Source organism: Cupriavidus sp. a3 (genome assembly GCF_051015765.1).
GTDB lineage: Bacteria > Pseudomonadota > Gammaproteobacteria > Burkholderiales > Burkholderiaceae > Cupriavidus > Cupriavidus oxalaticus_A.
The window spans coordinates 585136-601349 of sequence record NZ_CP170643.1; the positions used below are offsets into that span (position 1 = coordinate 585136).

General features: G+C 68.9%; 13 protein-coding genes. 12 read left to right on the forward strand and 1 reads right to left on the reverse strand.

Going from position 1 to position 16214, the window contains the following annotated elements; genetic code table 11:
* The first annotated feature begins 214 nt into the window (after positions 1-214).
* Positions 215-736: a DNA-binding protein gene (locus ACAD63_RS02785; protein WP_434033391.1), complete on the forward strand. Its 522-nt coding sequence runs from the start codon at positions 215-217 to the stop codon at positions 734-736.
* A gap of 104 nt (positions 737-840) precedes the next feature.
* On the opposite strand, the gene ACAD63_RS02790 is transcribed toward ACAD63_RS02785, so the two are convergent.
* Complete coding sequence (locus ACAD63_RS02790) at positions 841-1851, reverse strand: Bug family tripartite tricarboxylate transporter substrate binding protein (RefSeq protein WP_135705942.1); 1011 nt, start codon at positions 1849-1851, stop codon at positions 841-843.
* Positions 1852-2127: 276 nt separating this feature from the next.
* Between ACAD63_RS02790 and ACAD63_RS02795 the strand changes: the two genes are divergently transcribed.
* The 11 genes from ACAD63_RS02795 to ACAD63_RS02845 all read left to right on the forward strand — a co-directional run bounded on the left by ACAD63_RS02795 (position 2128) and on the right by ACAD63_RS02845 (position 16179).
* Positions 2128-3426, forward strand: coding sequence for a formylglycine-generating enzyme family protein (locus ACAD63_RS02795; RefSeq protein WP_434033392.1), 1299 nt, complete (start codon positions 2128-2130; stop codon positions 3424-3426).
* 43 nt (positions 3427-3469) lie between these two features.
* On the forward strand, positions 3470-4552 hold the full coding sequence (locus tag ACAD63_RS02800) for an HAD family hydrolase (protein WP_434033960.1): 1083 nt from the start codon (positions 3470-3472) through the stop codon (positions 4550-4552).
* A gap of 56 nt (positions 4553-4608) precedes the next feature.
* The gene (locus ACAD63_RS02805; RefSeq protein WP_255519901.1) at positions 4609-6357 is read left to right on the forward strand and encodes an arylsulfatase; all 1749 of its coding nucleotides are present in this window, start codon (positions 4609-4611) and stop codon (positions 6355-6357) included.
* Between the two features lie 58 nt (positions 6358-6415).
* Complete coding sequence (locus tag ACAD63_RS02810) at positions 6416-9055, forward strand: fused MFS/spermidine synthase (protein ID WP_434033393.1); 2640 nt, start codon at positions 6416-6418, stop codon at positions 9053-9055.
* The gene (locus ACAD63_RS02815; RefSeq protein ID WP_434033394.1) at positions 9052-10029 is read left to right on the forward strand and encodes an AAA family ATPase; all 978 of its coding nucleotides are present in this window, start codon (positions 9052-9054) and stop codon (positions 10027-10029) included. Before ACAD63_RS02810 ends, ACAD63_RS02815 begins: the two co-directional genes overlap by 4 nt.
* A gap of 16 nt (positions 10030-10045) precedes the next feature.
* The gene (locus tag ACAD63_RS02820) at positions 10046-11074 is read left to right on the forward strand and encodes a DUF58 domain-containing protein (RefSeq protein ID WP_434033395.1); all 1029 of its coding nucleotides are present in this window, start codon (positions 10046-10048) and stop codon (positions 11072-11074) included.
* Positions 11071-11616, forward strand: a complete 546-nt coding sequence (locus ACAD63_RS02825; protein ID WP_195431232.1) for a DUF4381 domain-containing protein — start codon at positions 11071-11073, stop codon at positions 11614-11616. The genes ACAD63_RS02820 and ACAD63_RS02825 overlap by 4 nt, the downstream gene beginning before the upstream one ends.
* On the forward strand, positions 11603-12625 hold the full coding sequence (locus ACAD63_RS02830; RefSeq protein ID WP_434033396.1) for a vWA domain-containing protein: 1023 nt from the start codon (positions 11603-11605) through the stop codon (positions 12623-12625). The genes ACAD63_RS02825 and ACAD63_RS02830 overlap by 14 nt, the downstream gene beginning before the upstream one ends.
* Positions 12625-14262 (forward strand): vWA domain-containing protein, encoded by a 1638-nt coding sequence (locus ACAD63_RS02835; RefSeq protein WP_434033397.1) that lies wholly within the window; start codon positions 12625-12627, stop codon positions 14260-14262. Before ACAD63_RS02830 ends, ACAD63_RS02835 begins: the two co-directional genes overlap by 1 nt.
* Positions 14259-15614, forward strand: coding sequence for a BatD family protein (locus ACAD63_RS02840; protein WP_434033398.1), 1356 nt, complete (start codon positions 14259-14261; stop codon positions 15612-15614). The genes ACAD63_RS02835 and ACAD63_RS02840 overlap by 4 nt, the downstream gene beginning before the upstream one ends.
* 121 nt (positions 15615-15735) lie before the next feature.
* The gene (locus ACAD63_RS02845) at positions 15736-16179 is read left to right on the forward strand and encodes a thioesterase family protein (RefSeq protein ID WP_133092349.1); all 444 of its coding nucleotides are present in this window, start codon (positions 15736-15738) and stop codon (positions 16177-16179) included.
* Positions 16180-16214: the final 35 nt, after the last annotated feature.

A 16214-nucleotide genomic window follows, 5' to 3' on the forward strand; every position in this document is an offset into this window, starting at 1 on the left:
TTTCAGTTCTTGCCGACTGGTGCCGCCGAAAGAACTTAGCGTGCGCGAAGGACACACCGATTGCAGTGTCCTCTCAGTGCCGCTTTAAGTCCCTATTTCACACTCCTTCGATTCATAGGCTTTCGTCTGCGTTAGTTGTCAGTTGACAACTAACGCAGACGCACTTAATCTTGGAGACAGGACCACGGTTCAATCTGCAGAAGGCGAAGTAGCTATGGAATATTCTTTCACCCTCAGATATCAACTATCACCGGACGATAACAATCCCGATGCCCTGGTCGAACGCCTGTACGAGGCGGGATGTGACGACGTAATCGTCGGGACGGGCGTGGCGGGCCGGATTGCAGTCGCCTTTGACCGTGATGCGGAGTCCGCCATGGACGCCATCATGAGCGCGCTCGCCGACATAAAGCGTGCCATACCATCCGCAATGCTGATCGAAGCCGCGCCGGATCTGGTCGGCCTGACGGATATTGCCGATGCGATCGGAATGTCCCGCCAGAACATGCGCAAACTGATGATCGGCCATCCCGAGTCATTTCCGCCGCCGGTGCATGAAGGCGCCAGTTCGCTATGGCACCTGCGCGAGGTCTTGTTGTGGATGAGCAAAAACAGCTACGAGATAGAGCGGACACTGATTGAAACGGCATCCACGACCATGCAAGTCAATCTGGCAATGCGCGTCAGGGACGTGAGCCCTGCAATGGAGCGCCGGTTCCGGCCGTTGGTGGCCTGATCAGCGCTTCCGGTTGCCCCTGTCAGCGCACCACACCCCGCTGCGGCATGCCGTAGCCAGTTGGTGCGCTGGTTCCGCAATTACGGCGTCTGACGCATGCCAGCTCAATCCAGCCGGATGTTGTACTCCTTGATCACATTCCCCCAATAAGCCTGGTCGGCCTTCGCCACCGCCGCGAACGCCGCCGGGCGCGAAGTCTTGACGATCAGCCCCAGGTCGGCCATGCGTTGCCGGATATCGGCCGCGGCCATCACGGTCTCCACATCCGCGGAAATCTTCTCGACGATAGCCTGCGGCGTCCCGGCCGTGGTGAACAGGCCGAGCCAGGCCGGGCCGTCCAGCCCCTTGTAGCCGAGTTCCTGGAAGGTGGGCACGTCGGGCAGCATCGGCGCGCGCGTGTTGCCGGTCACGGCCAGCGGCTGCAGCTTGCCGCTGCGCGCATGCTGGCGCACGGTCATCGGCGACAGCGTACCCAGCGAGATCTGGCCCCCGATCAGGTCGGTGGCGATCGGCGCCTCGCCCTTGTACGGGACGTGCAGCAGCTCGACGCCGGCACCGGTCGTGAACACCTGCATATAGAGATGGGCGCCGGTGCCGATGCCATAAGTGCCGTAAGAAAGCTTGTTCGGCTGCGACTTGGCCAGGCTCACCACCTCGGGCAGCGTGCGTGGCATGGCGCTGTTGGCGGTCAGCACCAGGCTGGAGGTGCACAGCTGGCCGATGGCGGTCAGGTCGCGCAGCGGATCGAAGGGGGGCTTGGCCACCATGTAGGGCGTCTGCACCAGGCTGGGCAGCGCCAGCAGCAGCGTGTAGCCATCGGGCGCCGCCTTGGCCACCACGTCGGCGCCGATCATGCCGCCGACGCCGGGGCGGTTCTCGACGATGACCGGGCGCTGCCACAGCTTGCCGAGCGGTTCGCCAAGCGCGCGTGCCAGCACGTCAGTGGCGCCGCCCGGCGGGTAGGGCACGACCAGCCGCACCGGCCTCGACGGATAGTTCAATACGGCGGACTGGGCTGACTGGGCCCGGGCATGGCCAAGGCCAAGCGCCGAGGCCGTGGCGGCGAGGGAACCTGCACCCAGCCACTGCAGGGCTTTGCGTCGGTCAGCTTGCATGGTGTTTCCTCCTGGTTGTGACGTCCTGGTTGTCTTGTAGCGCCTTGCGCGCATGTCAAACGGCAGCGTACGGGCCGCTGCCGGCGCGGCACATCGGCGCTATGGACGAGACAGTGGGACGGTATTTACCCCGAGGAGCAAACGGCGATGACAGCGCCGCCGTGAAATCTTTCAACACACTCGGCAAGAAATCTAAATTCCTTTTCAGTAACCGTTCTGTGACGATACCCGCAGGTGCGCTATTGCACCTTTTTGTCTTTTGGCGGAGGACGTCCTATGGCAACCGGCAAGCGCAACGGGCTTCATTCGCAGGCCCCGGCGCACGGCGCAGCGCAAGCGCCGCCTGCCTCTGCTGCGGCGCCGCATCGACGCCGCACGTTCCTGATTGCCGTGCTGGCCTGTGCCTGCATGGCGGCAGGCGCGGGCGGCAGCTGGTGGTACGCGCAGTCGCTCTCCGGCAAGGCGCCCGGGGTGGTGGAAGGCGAAGGCAAGAGCGGTCCGCTCGGCATGGTCCGCATACCCGGCGGCGAATTCCTGATGGGCAGCGACAGCAAGATGGCGCAGGCCAACGAGAAGCCGGCGCACAAGGTGCGCGTGCATGCGTTCTGGATGGACAAGCACCACGTCACCAACGGCGAGTTCCGCAAGTTCGTCGAGGCCACGGGGTACGTCACCACGGCGGAGCGGGTGCCGGACTGGGAGACCCTGAAGGTACAGCTGCCCCCTGGCACGCCGCGTCCGCCCGACAGCGCGATGGTGGCCGGCGGCATGGTCTTTGTCGGCACGCCGCGTCCGGTGCCGCTGCGGGACTATTCGCGCTGGTGGCGCTATGTGCCCGGCGCCGACTGGCGTCATCCGGGAGGTCCCGGTACCTCGATCGAAGGCAAGGACGACCATCCGGTGGTGCAGGTGTCGTACGAAGACGCCCAGGCCTATGCCAAATGGGTCGGCAAGCGCCTGCCTACCGAGGCCGAGTGGGAATTTGCCGCGCGTGGCGGGCTGGAGCAGGCCACCTACGCATGGGGCGACCAGTTCGCGCCCGCCGGCAAGCAGATGGCCAACGTCTGGCAGGGCCAGCAGAACCAGCCGTTCCCGGTTGTTAGCCCGGCAGTCAGCCCGGCGGTGAGCCAGGTAGTCAGCCCGAAGGCCGGTGGCGCGCTGGGCACCAGCCCGGTCGGCACGTTCCCGCCCAACGGCTACGGACTGTCCGACATGACCGGCAATGCCTGGCAATGGGTCGCCGACTGGTACCGCGCCGACCAGTTCCGGCGCGAAGCCGGCAAGGCGCAGCCGATCGAGAACCCGGCCGGCCCCCTGGCCTCATGGGATCCCAGCGAGCCTGGCGTACCGGTCAACGCGCCCAAGCGCGTGACGCGCGGCGGCTCGTTCCTGTGCAACGAAGACTACTGCCTGAGCTACCGCCCCAGCGCTCGGCGCGGGACGGATCCTTTCAACAGCATGTCGCACCTTGGCTTCCGGCTCGTGATGGACGACAGCCGCTGGGCCGAAATGCGCCGCAACGCGCCCCATCTGCCGCTGGCGATGGGCGGACAGCCGCAGCCGGCGTCACGCTGATGCCGGAGCGGTGCGACACGACACAGGAGCAAGTGCCATGAGCATGCCTGCCAACAGCGCCTTGCGCGCAAGCGCATCGCGCAAGACGATCGCGGCACTGTGCGCCGCGCTGGCGCTTGCGGGCCTGAAGCTTTCCGGCTGTACCGCGCCCGCCGGACCCGCGGCCCCCGCGGCACAGGCCACTGCCGCCCAGGCCCAGCCCGCCGAACAAGCCCTGCCATCGTGGCGCGATGGCGCCGCGCGTCAGGCGCTGCTCAAGTTCGTGGCCGACGTGACGCGCCCGGGCTCGCCCACCTTCGTGCCACCCGAGGCGCGCGTGGCGGTGTTCGACAACGACGGCACGCTGTGGAGCGAGCAGCCGCTGTATTTCCAGTTCTTCTTCCTGCTCGACCAGGTCAGGGCCGCCGCGCCGCAGCATCCTGAGTGGCGCAACAATGCCGCGTTCAAGGCGCTGATGGCCAACGACATGAACGCGCTGATGGCAAACCAGAAGCAGCTGCTCGGCTTGATCGCCACTGCCAACAGCGGCATGAGCGTGGACGAGTACGACCGCACCATCCGCGACTGGCTGTCCAGGGCGCGCCATCCCAGGTTCAAGCGGCCCTATACCGAGCTGGTCTACCAGCCGCAGCTGGAACTGCTGTCCTACCTGCGCACCAACGGCTTCAAGACCTACATCGTCTCCGGCGGCACCATCGATTTCATGCGGCCGTGGAGCCAGCAGGTCTATGGCATCCCGCCCGAGCAGGTGATCGGCTCGTCGCAGGCGGTGCGCTACATGGTGCGCGACGGCAAGCCGGTGCTGGTGCGCGATCCCAAGCTCGACTTTATCGATGACGGCCCCGGCAAGCCGGTCGGCATCTACCGCCATATCGGCCGCCGGCCCATCCTCGCCGTCGGCAATTCCGACGGCGACCTGCAGATGCTCGAGTACACCGCCGGCGGCGACGGTCCGCGCATGGCGGTGCTGGTGCATCACGACGACGCCGAGCGGGAGTTCGCCTACGACCGCCAGTCCAAGGTGGGCAAGCTGGACAAGGCGCTGGATGCGGCGCGCTCGCGAGGCTGGACCGTGGTCAGCATGAAGCAGGACTGGCAGCAGATTTATCCGGCCGGCAAGCCATGAGCACGATGCGAGCAGCAGTGAACCGACCGTAACGGGTCAATGAACGGAGGCGGAACATGCACCGAGATGAAGAAGGCATAGGGAAAGGGCGGGGCTCCAGGCTGGTGATGCTGGCCATGGCCGCCGCCGTGTTTGCGATTGCGGGCTGCGGCAAGAAGGAGACGCCGCCCAAGGAACAGCAGCCGGCGGCGCAGGCGCCCACGGCGGCGCCAGTAGCGGCCGAGCCAGCGCCGGCCAAGGAGAATCCGCCGGTGGCGGCCAACGCGCCGGTTGCCGCAGCTTCGGCGCCCGCGCTGGCGGCCACCGCGCCGTCCGGCAAGAAGCCGAACATCCTCGTCATCTTCGGCGATGACGTCGGGCAGACCAACATCAGCGCCTACAGCCACGGTGTGGTGGGCTATCGCACGCCCAATATCGACCGGATCGCGAACGAAGGCATGATGCTCACCGACTACTACGGCGAGAACAGTTGCACGGCGGGCCGCTCCACCTTCATCACCGGCGAGGTCGGGCTGCGCACGGGCCTGCTGAAGGTGGGTATTCCGGGCGCGCCGGTCGGCCTGCAAGCGCAGAACGTGACAATTGCCCAGGCGCTCAAACCGCTTGGCTATGCGACCGGGCAGTTCGGCAAGAACCACCTGGGCGACCGCAACGAGTACCTGCCGACCGCGCACGGCTTCGACGAGTTCTTCGGCAACCTGTACCACCTCAATGCGGAAGAGGAGCCTGAGCGTCCGTACTACCCGAAGAACGACACGGCCTGGGTCAAGGCGAATGGGCCGCGCGGCGTCCTCCACTCCTACGCCGACGGCAAGGTGGAAGATACCGGTCCGCTGAACCGCAAGCGCATGGAGACCATCGACGACGAAACCACGGCGGCGGCGATCGGCTTCATGGAGAAGCAGGTGAAGGCGGACAAGCCGTTCTTCGTGTGGATGAACACCACGCGCATGCACGCGTTCACGCACGTGCGCGAGTCGATGCGCGGACAGAGCGGCATGCCTGGCAATGAGTACGCGGACGGCATGCTCGAACACGACGGCGACATCGGCAAGCTGCTCAAGTCGCTCGACGACCTGAAGGTTGCCGACAACACCATCGTTGTCTACACGACCGACAACGGACCCAACCAGTGGTCCTGGCCGGACGCGGCAACCACGCCGTTCCGCAGCGAGAAGGACACCAACTGGGAAGGGGCATTCCGCGTGCCGGCACTGGTACGCTGGCCGGGCAAGATCAAGCCTGGCACGGTGTCCACGACCATGATGTCCGGTCTCGACTGGTTCCCGACGCTGCTTGCGGCCGCCGGCGATGCCGACATCAAGGACCGGCTGCTCAAGGGCGCCAGCATTGGCGGAAAGTCCTTCAAGGTCCACCTGGATGGCTATAACTTCCTGCCGTACCTGACCGGCCAGACCAATGCCGGGCCCCGCCAGGACTTCTTCTACTTCAACGATGACGGCGTACTGGTGGCAATGCGCCACAACGACTGGAAGTTCGTGTTCTGCGAGCAGCGTCACCCGGGCGGCTTCGAAGTCTGGGCCAACCCCTTTACCTGCCTGCGCGTGCCAAAGGTGTTCAACCTGCGCATGGATCCGTATGAACGGGCGGATATCGTCTCCGATCAGTACTATGACTGGACGGCGAAGAATGCCTATATGGTCAGCTATGCATCGTCACGGGTGGCGCCGTTCCTCCAGACGTTCAAGGACTACCCGCCCAGCCAGCGCCCGGCGAGCTTCACCATCGACCAGATGACCGAGGCGGTGATGAAGTCCCTCGACAAGGGGGCAGCCGGGAAGTAATTCCAGTGGCAATGGTTGGCCGGGTCATCCCGGCCAACCTCTTCACCAGGATCGCACCATGAGAGAAGCGCATGCCGGCGCCAACGCCGGCAAGCAGCAAGCGCGGCACAGTTCTGACAAGCTGCGGCGCGCGGGAGGCGCCGCCTTGCAGGCAGGGCAGGGTCAACTGGCGCATCACGGCGCCATGCTGACACCTGCCCTGCTGCTTTTCGTATCCGGTGCGGCCGGACTGATCTACCAGATTCTCTGGATAAAGCAGCTCGCGCTCGTGGTCGGCGTGGATGTGCACGCCGTCACCACCGCCGTGGGCGCATTCTTTGCCGGGCTCGCACTCGGCGGCTGGTTGTTCGGGCGTGTCGCGGACCGCCATGCGCGGCCGCTGCGGCTGTATGCGTGGCTCGAAATCGCCGTGCTGGTGCTGGCCATTGGCGCCACGCTGGCGCTGGCGCGCTCCGCCGCGCCGTTCGCATGGCTGGAGAGCCGCGCCGGGCTGCTGGCCTGGGCGTTGCCGTTCGTGCTGGTGATCGTGCCGGCGGCAGCCATGGGCGGCACGCTGCCGGTGCTGATGCGCGTGCTGGCGTCGCGCCCCGGCTACATCGGCACACATGGCGGACGCCTGTATGCCGCCAACACCGCGGGCGCCATTGCCGGCACGCTGCTGGCGGGCTTCGTGCTGATCCCGTGGCTCGGCATCACCGGCAGCGCGCTGGCCGCGGCCACGCTCAACGGTCTCGCCGCGGTCGCCGCGCTGGCCCTGGCTTCGCGCACCGTGCCTGCGCAGGAACCGGCCGCCACCGCTGCCACGCCAGCATCCGCAGGGCGCGTGCGCGATGCGGACGACGGGCGGCTGGCGCTGGTGCTTTATGCCGCCGCGGGCGGCATCGCGCTCGGCTATGAAGTGGTGTGGTCGCAGGCCATCGTGCAGTTCATCAGCACGCGCACCTTTGCCTTCACGGTGGTGCTGGCGACTTATCTTGCGGGCCTTGCCATCGGCAGCGCGCTGGCCGCGCGGCGGGCCGATCGGGCGCGCGACCCGTGGGGCGCATTCGCGATGCTGATCGCCGCCGCAGGGCTGGTGGCGCTGCTCGAAATCGTGGTGCTTGGCGAATGGCTGCTGCAGGCGCAGGCTGGGGTGTCGGCCTGGGTGCAATCGGCCACGTCGAGCGGCCTGGCGGCCGCCTGCGCGAGTTTCGCGGTGGCGGCGCTGTGCGTGGTGTTCGTGCCTACGCTGCTGCTGGGCGCGGCGTTCCCGTTCGTGCTGCGAGTGGGCGTGGACAACCACCGGCTCGGCGCCGGCGTGGGCGCGGTGGTCGCGCTCAACACGCTGGGCGGCATCGTCGGCACGGCGGTGGCGGGGTTTGTCCTGGTGCCGCGCATCGGCCTGGTCCATACGCTGTCGCTGCTGGCCGTGGGCGCCGGCATGGTCGGCATCGTCGCGGTCGCGCTCGGCTCGGGTGTGCGCAAGCTGGCGCGCTGGTCGGTGCCGATGGTGGCGGTGCTTGCGGTGATTGCCGCGGCGCTCGCGCCCGCGGACCGGCTCGCCACGCTGCTGGCGCGCGCACGTGGCGGCGAGATCGTGTTTTACGAGGAAGGCCGCGGCGCCACCGTGGCGGTGGTGAAGCAGTCGTCGCCGAGCCACACATTCAACCGCCTCTATATCCAGGGCGTGTCCAATTCCGGCGACACCATGACGTCGCTGCGCTACATGCGATTGCAGGCGCTGCTGCCGCTGATCGTGCATGGCGGCACGCCGCGCTCGGCGCTGGTGATCGGCCTCGGCACCGGCATCACGGCTGGCGCCACGCTGCCGTATCCGGGCCTGGAACAGCGCGTGGTGGCCGAACTGCTGCCGCCGGTCCTGCGTGCTGTGCCGCAGTTCCAGGGCAACTTCGGCGTGGCCGGGGACAAGCGCGTGGAGATCCGCGTGCGTGACGGCCGGCGCGAACTGTTGCAGAGCGAGCAACGCTACGACCTGATCACGCTGGAACCGCCGCCGCCTTCGGCCGCGGGCGTGGTCAACCTGTACTCGACCGATTTCTATCGCCTCGCCGCGGCACGGCTGCAACCGGGCGGACTGGTCGCGCAATGGCTGCCGTTGCCCACGCAGAACGATGAAGACACGCGCTCGCTGGTGCGTAGCTTCCTCGACGTGTTCCCGCACGCGACGCTGTGGACCACGGAGCTGCACGAGATGATGCTGGTCGGTTCGCCGTCGCCGATCACACTCGATGCAGTGCGCATCCGCCAGCGCTTTGCGGAGCCCGAAGTCGCGTCGGCGCTGCGCGCGGTGGGCGTGGCGTCGCCGGCAGCGCTGCTGGCGACCTGGGTGACGGACCGCGCGGGCCTGGAGCGCTATGCCGGCGATGCGCCCGCCGTGACCGACGACCGCCCGCGCATCGAATACGCTACCTGGGTGCGGCGCGCCGAGTTCCCGCAGGTCCTGCAGCGCCTGCTGACGCTGCAGACCGAGCCGACGGTGACGGGTGCCGATGCCGGGCTGATCGCCGACATCGGGCGCGAACGCGAAACGCTGCACACTTTCTACACTGCCGGCCTCGACGCCTATTACGGCGACCGCGACGCGTGGGCGCTGCATATGCAGCAAGTCATGCGTGCCGATCCCGACAACCCTTACTACGCCTGGTTCGGAGGTGGCCGCCGAACGCCCGGCCCGGCGCCATCGAGGAAAGCCCCATGAGCACCCGTGACGACGTGCTGGCACTGCAGCAGCGGATGGGCGAAGCCATCGTCGGCCAGCAGCACATGATCGAGCGCATGCTGCTGGGCCTGCTCGCCGATGGCCACCTGCTGGTGGAAGGGCTGCCGGGCCTGGCCAAGACGCGCGCAATCAAGGTGCTGGCGCGGAACCTGGAAGCGAAGCTGTCGCGTATCCAGTTCACGCCCGACCTGCTGCCGGCCGATATCACGGGCTCCGAGGTGTACTACACCGAGGGCGGCAAGGGCGAGTTCCGTTTCCAGCCCGGGCCGATCTTCGCCAACCTGGTGCTCGCCGACGAGGTCAACCGCTCGCCGGCCAAGGTGCAGGCGGCGCTGCTCGAAGCCATGGAAGAGCGCCAGGTCACCGTCGGCGGCGTCACCCACAAGCTTGATCCGCTGTTCCTGGTCATGGCTACGCAGAACCCGATCGAGCAGGAAGGCACCTACCCGCTGCCCGAAGCGCAGATGGACCGCTTCCTGATGCACGTGAACGTGACCTATCCCGAGGCCGACGCCGAGGCGCAGATCGTGGCGCTGGCGCGCGCCGAGGAGTCCGGGGCCGCCCCGGGCGCGCAGTCGGCCGCCGCGCAGAAGCTGGCGCCTGAAGTCATCTTCGCCGCGCGGGCCGAGATCCACGGCATCCACGTGAGCGAAGCGGTCGCGCGCTACATGGTGGCGCTCGTGCATGCCACGCGCGAACCCAAGGCCGTCGACGACGAGCTGGACCGCTGGATCCAGGTCGGCGCGAGCCCGCGCGGTTCGATCGGGCTGGACAAGGTGGCGCGCGCCCATGCCTGGCTGCGCGGTCACGACTTCGTCTCGCCCGAGGATGTGCAGGCCGTGGTGCACGAGGTCTTCCGCCACCGCCTGATCCTGTCGTACGAGGCGCACGCGGCCGGTGTCAGCGCCGATGCCGTGATCGACCGCCTGGTGCGGCAGGTGGCCGTGGCCTGACGCGGCGGGCGGCGCCATGCGCTCCCACCTTGCCTCGCTCGGCCGCTCGCCGGTGCCCGCCGGGGAGGGGCCTGATTCGCGCGCGCAGCCTGGTGTCAGCGTCGATGCCGCGGCGCTGGCGGCGCTCGAAGTTGCCGCGCGCGATTTCCATTTCCTGCCGCGGCAGCCCGTGCACAGCGTGCTGGCCGGCCGGCATGCCTCCAGGGTGCGCGGGCGCGGCCTGACCTTCGAGGAGGTGCGCGGCTACCTGCCCGGCGACGATATCCGCAGCATGGACTGGCGCGTCACGGCGCGTACCGGCAAGCCGCACGTACGCGTGTACAGCGAGGAAAAGGACCGGCCGGTGCTGCTGCTGGTGGACCAGCGCATCAACATGTTCTTCGGCAGCCGCCGCGCGATGAAGTCCGTGGTCGCGGCCGAGGCCGCGGCGCTGGCCGCGTGGCGCGTGCTGTCGGAGGGCGACCGTGTCGGCGGCCTCGTGTTCGGCGACGGTGAATGCACCGAGCTCGCGCCGCGCCGCAGCCGCCAGCCGGTGGAGCACATGCTCGGCGAGATCGCGCGCCATAACCAGGCGCTGCGCGCCGATGCCCCCGCGCGGCGCGGCGCCGGCCAGCTCAATGCCGCGCTCGAGCGCGCGGCGCGGCTCGCGCGGCATGACCACCTCGTCATCGTCATCAGCGACTTCGACGGGCATGACGCGGCCACGCGCGACCTGATGCTGTCGATGAGCGCCCGCAACGACCTGCTGACGATGCTGGTCTATGACCCGTTCCTGCTCGAACTGCCGGCCTCCGGCCACCTTGTCGTCAGCGACGGCGAGCTGCAGGTCGAGCTGGGATTCGGCCACGCGTCGACACGCAAGGGCATTGCCGAATTCGTCGATGCGCAGAGCCGCGACCTGCTGGGCTGGCACCGCGCCATCGGCGTGCCGCTGCTGCCGCTGTCGGCTGCGGAGGAAACGCCGCTGCAACTGCGCCGCCTGCTCGGGCAGGCGCTGCCGCAAGGCCAGGGAACGCTGCGCGCCCGGCAGGGAGGGCGGCCATGAGCGACCTGGTGCACAGCACGGCCGCGCCCGACAGCGCCACGATTGCCGGCGATCTCCTGCATATGGCCGAGGTGGTCGTGCCGCCGCCGCCGTCATGGCGGCCGCAGACCATCGGCTGGCCGGTGGCCGGCGCGATCGTGCTGGCGCTGCTGGCCTTCGCGGCCTGGCGCTGGTGGCGCCACTTCCGCGCCAACCGCTACCGCCGCGAAGCACTGGCCGAGCTGGCACGGTTGCGCGCGGGCATGTCCGCGTCGCCGCAGGCTCGCGCTCACGCGCTGGTTGCCATGGCGGAGCTGCTCAAGCGCACCGCGCTGGCGGCGTGGCCGCGCACAGAGGTGGCGAGCTTGGCCGGCGCCGAGTGGGCGCGGTTCCTGCAAGCCTATGCGGGCAAGGCCGGCGCGGCGGCACCGGTGCTCGCGACGCTGGTCAATGACGCGCAGTACCGCGATGCGGCCGCGCTGGCGCAATGGCCCGACAGCCAGGTGACGGCAACCGCCGCGGCCTGCCAGCAATGGATCGCCGGCCACCATGTACCAGTTTGAATACCCGTGGCTCTTCGTGCTGCTGCCGCTGCCCTTGCTGCTGTGGTGGCTGTTGCCGCCGTATCGCGAGGAAAGCCCGTCGGTGCGGCTGCCGTTCTTCGGCGAGGTGGCCAGCGCCGTGGGGCTGAAGCCGGCGCCGGGCGCGGTCGTGCCGCGCAGCAACTGGCTGCAGCGCATCCTGGCGCCGCTCGCATGGGCGCTGCTGGTGACCGCGCTGGCGCGCCCGCAGTTCCTGGAGGCGCCGATCGAGAAGGTGCAGCCGGCGCGCGACCTGATGCTCGCGCTGGACCTGTCGCAGTCGATGGATACGCAGGATTTCCGCGATCCGGCCGGCGCGCTGATTCCGCGCGTGCAGGCGGTGCGCGAGGTGGTCAGCAGTTTCGTGACGCGCCGGCCCGGCGACCGCATCGGCCTGATCGTGTTCGGCGACGCGCCGTACCCGCTGGCGCCGTTCACACTGGACCACGCGCTGGTGCAGGCCATGATCCATGACCTGCTGCCGGGCATGGCCGGGCCCAGCACGGCGCTCGGCGACGGCATCGGCCTTGGCATCAAGATGTTCGACCAGAGCCAGGCGCCCGAGAAGGTGCTGATCGTGCTGACCGACGGCAACGACACCGCCAGCAAGATGCCGCCCGAACGCGCCGCGGAGATCGCCAGGCAGCGGCACGTGATCGTGCATACGATCGGCATCGGCGATCCTTCCGCCGAGGGCGAGCAGCGCGTCGATCTGGGCGTGCTGCAGCGCATCGCCGCGCAGACGGGTGGACGCTATTTTTTCGGGGCCGACCAAAAGGGACTCGAAAGCATCTACGCAACGCTCGACCGCATTACGCCGCACAACCACAAGACGCTGTCGTGGCGGCCGCGGCGCGAGCTGTTCATGTGGCCGCTCGGCGCGGCGGTTGGCATGGTGCTGGCGTACCAGCTCATCATGGCGGCGTGGTCGGCATGGCTTGCGCGTCCGCGCCGGCGTGGCGCGCCGCAACCGGCGGCGCAGGAGTCGTGATGCAGGCGCTCGCGGATTTCCATTTCCTGCGCCCGTGGTGGCTGCTGGCGCTGGTCCCGGCGGTGCTGCTGGTGTGGGCCGTGCGCCGCCGCGGCGATGTGCGGCGGCGCTGGCGCGATGCGATTGCTCCGCACCTGCTGGACGCGTTGATGGTCGGCGAGCGGCGCCGGCTGGCCATCCGTCCCGTGCACCTGACTGCGCTGCTGCTTGCGCTCGGCGCCATTGCGCTGGCCGGTCCCGCGTGGGAGCGCGAGCGCCCGCCGTTTCTCGACGACAAGGCGCCGCTGGCGATCGCCATCGACCTGTCGCCGACCATGGATGCCATCGACGTGACGCCCACGCGGCTCGAGCGCGCGAAGCTCAAGGTCAAGGCGCTGCTGGCGCGCCGCGACGGCGGACGCACCGCGATCTGGGCCTACGCCGGCTCCACGCACCTGGTGCTGCCGCTGACCGACGACGCCATGCTGCTGCAGACTTTCGTCGATGCGCTGCAGACCCGTATCATGCCGGCGCCCGGCAGGGACACCGCACTTGCGCTGCGCACCATCGACACGGCGCTCGCGCACGAGGAGGTGCCCGGCACCATCCTGTTCCTGACCGACGGCGTGGAAACCGCCGCCGTGCGCGCGTTCAAGACCCGGGCAGGCAGCGGGCGCAGCCAGCCGGTGGTGCTGGCGATCGGCACCGAACGCGGCGGCCCGCTGCGCAGCGGCACCGACGGCTTTGTCGAGAAGGACGGCGTGCGCGTGTTCGCGCGCATGGACACGGCCGCACTCAAGCGCTTTGGCGACGACACCGGCGTGCCGGTCGCCACGTTCACGCCCGACAGCGACGACGACGTCGCCTGGGTGCAGCGCCATGTGCAGTCGCACCTCGCGCAGAAGCAGTCGGCGGACAACACGCGCTGGAAGGATGAGGGCTGGTGGCTGACGGTTCCCATCGCACTGCTCGGCGTGCTGTGGTTCCGCAAGGGCTGGACCGTGCGCTGGATCACCGGCGTGCTGCTTGCCGTGGCGCTGGCGGCGCCGCAGCAGGCGCTGCGCGCGCAGGCGCCGGCGCCCGGTGCCGAAGCGCCACGCGCGTCGCGCTTTGTCGACCTGTGGCTCACGCATGACCAGCAGGGCCGCCGGGCCTTCGAGCGCGGCGATTTTGCCGCCGCCGCTGCGCTGTTCGACGACCCCATGTGGCGCGGCGTGGCGCAGTACCGCGCCGGGCAGTACGCGCAGGCGGTGCAGAGCTTCGCGCTGATCGATTCGCCCGAGAGCGACTTCAACCAGGGCGATGCGCTGGCACGGATGGGCAAGTACAAGGACGCGGCGGCGCGCTACCGGGAGGCCCTGAAGCGCCGCCCCCAATGGCCCGCGGCAACGGCCAACCTGGCGCTCATGGAGAAGCTGGCCGCGAAGGCGGAAAATCCGAAGGAAGGCGAGGAGCCGCCCGACATCAAGCCCGACGAAGTGAAGTACGACAGCGAGTCCAGGCCGCCCGAAGGCGAGGGCAAGAAGCTGGAGATGGGCGCGGTCGAAAGCGCGGAGACCTGGATGCGCGCGATCCAGACCACGCCGACCGAACTGCTGCAACGCAAGTTCGCGCTGCAGCAGGGCCAGGCGCAGCCGGGCGCCGGAGCCAAACCATGACGCGCGCGGGTCGGGGCTTCGGCATCTGGCTCGCCGGCCTTGCGCTATGGCTGGCGAGCGCGCTCGCGCTGGCGGCCGATCCCATCGTGCGCGTCGACGTGGCGGCGCGGCAGCCCGTGCTGCCGGGCCAGCAGATCCGCATCGACGTGACGATACTGGCGCCCAACTTCTTCCTGTCGGCGCCTGCCTTCCCGACACTGCAGGTGCCCGGCGCGATCATCACCATGCCGGACGACCGCGGCCAGAACACGGTCGAGACCATTGGCGGCGTGAGCTATGCCGGCATCCGGAAGACCTACCTGTTTGCCGCGGAGCAGGGCGGCGAGTTCCGGTTGCCGCAGGTCTCCATCGCCTTCACTTATGCCGGCGACGACGGCAAGCCGCGCCAGGGCAGCGTGACGCTGCCGGCCACCACGATCCGTGCCGCGGGCGCAGCCGGCGCGCCGGCCGTTGCCACGCTGCCGGTGGCGCGCCTGAACGTCACGCAGCGCTTCGACCGCCCGGTCAGCGGCCCGCAGGCGCAATTCCATGCCGGCGACGCGCTGGTGCGCACTATCATCACGTTCGCGCCGCAGACGCAGGCCATGATGATCCGGCCGCCCAAGGTGGAAGCGCCGGCCGGCGTGCGCGTGTTCGCGGGCGATCCGCAACTCAGCGATGCCGCGCACGACAGCGCGGGCAACACGGGCGGCAGCCGCACCGACCGCATCACCTATGTGTTCGAGCACGCAGGGACCTATACGCTGCCGGCGATCAAGGTGGAGTGGTTTGACCCGGTCACGCGCAAGCCCGGCGAATCGGAGGCGCCCGAGGTGAAGGTGGACGTGGCCGCCGCGCCGCACCTTGCAGGATTGTCCCCGACCGGCCCCCACGCCGCGCCGTTGCCCGGGGAGGGCGGGACCGCGTGGCGCCTGTGGCTGTGGGCGGCCGGCGGCGCCCCGGTTTTGCTGCTGGGATGGCTGCTGCTGCATTGGGCACGGCCGCGCGTGGCACGCCTGCGCCGGGCGCTCGCGGCACGGCGCAGCGCCAGGGCGGCTGGCAGCGAGGCGCGGCTCGCGGCGCTGCTGCAGGCCTGCCGCGCGAACGACGCGCCGGCAGCCTATCGCGCCCTTGGCGTGTGGTCGCGCAGCGCGTGGGGCAAGGCACCATCGGAGTGGGCGGCAGGCACCGACGCGGCGCTGGCTTCCGCCGTCGATGGACTCGAACGGCGCCTGTTCGGTGCCGGCACCGGCACGGGGCAATGGAACGGCAGCGAACTGGCGGGCCTGTTGCCGAAGTACGGCCCCGCACACCGGCCTGTCCGGGCGGCGCATCGGGCCACGCCGGCAGCCCTGCCGCCGCTCAATCCCTGAGCCCCGCTGGCGAACCGGCCGGATCGACTATGATGGGCGCCTCGCCGCCAGCCTGCCCGGAATCGGATGGTCCTTATGCGTGCCTGGCGGCGGCTTCTTGTCCACTTTGCCCGATGCCGCCATGGCCCGCCTTCAACTCGATCTTCCCGACGACCAGTTCTGCTATTCGACCCACCTGACCGTGCGCGTCACCGACATCAACTCGGCCAACCACCTGGCCAACGATTCGATGATCTCGATGATCTCCGAGGCGCGCGCCCGCTTCCTCTATGAGTTCGGCAGCGAGGGAGACAAGGTGGAGGGTCTCGGCATCATCGTCACGGACCTGGCCACCATGTACCGCAACGAAGCGCACGCGCGCGACCAGCTGCTGTTCGAAGTCGGCGTGATGGACTTCAACAAGTACGGCGGCGACATCATCTTCCGCATCACGCGCCCGGCTGACGGCACCCTGATCGCCATGGCCAAGTCCGGCTTCGTGTTCTTCGACTACGTCGGCAAGACCGTGATGCCGATGCCGGCCGGATTTGCCGACCGCTTCCCCAAGGTGAACTGGGTAGCGTAACCGGCGTATCGGTGCGCCGGCGCGCGGCAGCGCGC

Bases quoted from the DNA above. Each gene is read 5' to 3' on its own strand.
- ACAD63_RS02785 (WP_434033391.1), top strand. From the start codon at position 215: ATGGAATATTCTTTCACCCTCAGATATCAACTATCACCGGACGATAAC.
- ACAD63_RS02790 (WP_135705942.1), bottom strand. From the start codon at position 1,851: ATGCAAGCTGACCGACGCAAAGCCCTGCAGTGGCTGGGTGCAGGTTCC.
- ACAD63_RS02795 (WP_434033392.1), top strand. From the start codon at position 2,128: ATGGCAACCGGCAAGCGCAACGGGCTTCATTCGCAGGCCCCGGCGCAC.
- ACAD63_RS02800 (WP_434033960.1), top strand. From the start codon at position 3,470: ATGCCTGCCAACAGCGCCTTGCGCGCAAGCGCATCGCGCAAGACGATC.
- ACAD63_RS02805 (WP_255519901.1), top strand. From the start codon at position 4,609: ATGCACCGAGATGAAGAAGGCATAGGGAAAGGGCGGGGCTCCAGGCTG.
- ACAD63_RS02810 (WP_434033393.1), top strand. From the start codon at position 6,416: ATGAGAGAAGCGCATGCCGGCGCCAACGCCGGCAAGCAGCAAGCGCGG.
- ACAD63_RS02815 (WP_434033394.1), top strand. From the start codon at position 9,052: ATGAGCACCCGTGACGACGTGCTGGCACTGCAGCAGCGGATGGGCGAA.
- ACAD63_RS02820 (WP_434033395.1), top strand. From the start codon at position 10,046: ATGCGCTCCCACCTTGCCTCGCTCGGCCGCTCGCCGGTGCCCGCCGGG.
- ACAD63_RS02825 (WP_195431232.1), top strand. From the start codon at position 11,071: ATGAGCGACCTGGTGCACAGCACGGCCGCGCCCGACAGCGCCACGATT.
- ACAD63_RS02830 (WP_434033396.1), top strand. From the start codon at position 11,603: ATGTACCAGTTTGAATACCCGTGGCTCTTCGTGCTGCTGCCGCTGCCC.
- ACAD63_RS02835 (WP_434033397.1), top strand. From the start codon at position 12,625: ATGCAGGCGCTCGCGGATTTCCATTTCCTGCGCCCGTGGTGGCTGCTG.
- ACAD63_RS02840 (WP_434033398.1), top strand. From the start codon at position 14,259: ATGACGCGCGCGGGTCGGGGCTTCGGCATCTGGCTCGCCGGCCTTGCG.
- ACAD63_RS02845 (WP_133092349.1), top strand. From the start codon at position 15,736: ATGGCCCGCCTTCAACTCGATCTTCCCGACGACCAGTTCTGCTATTCG.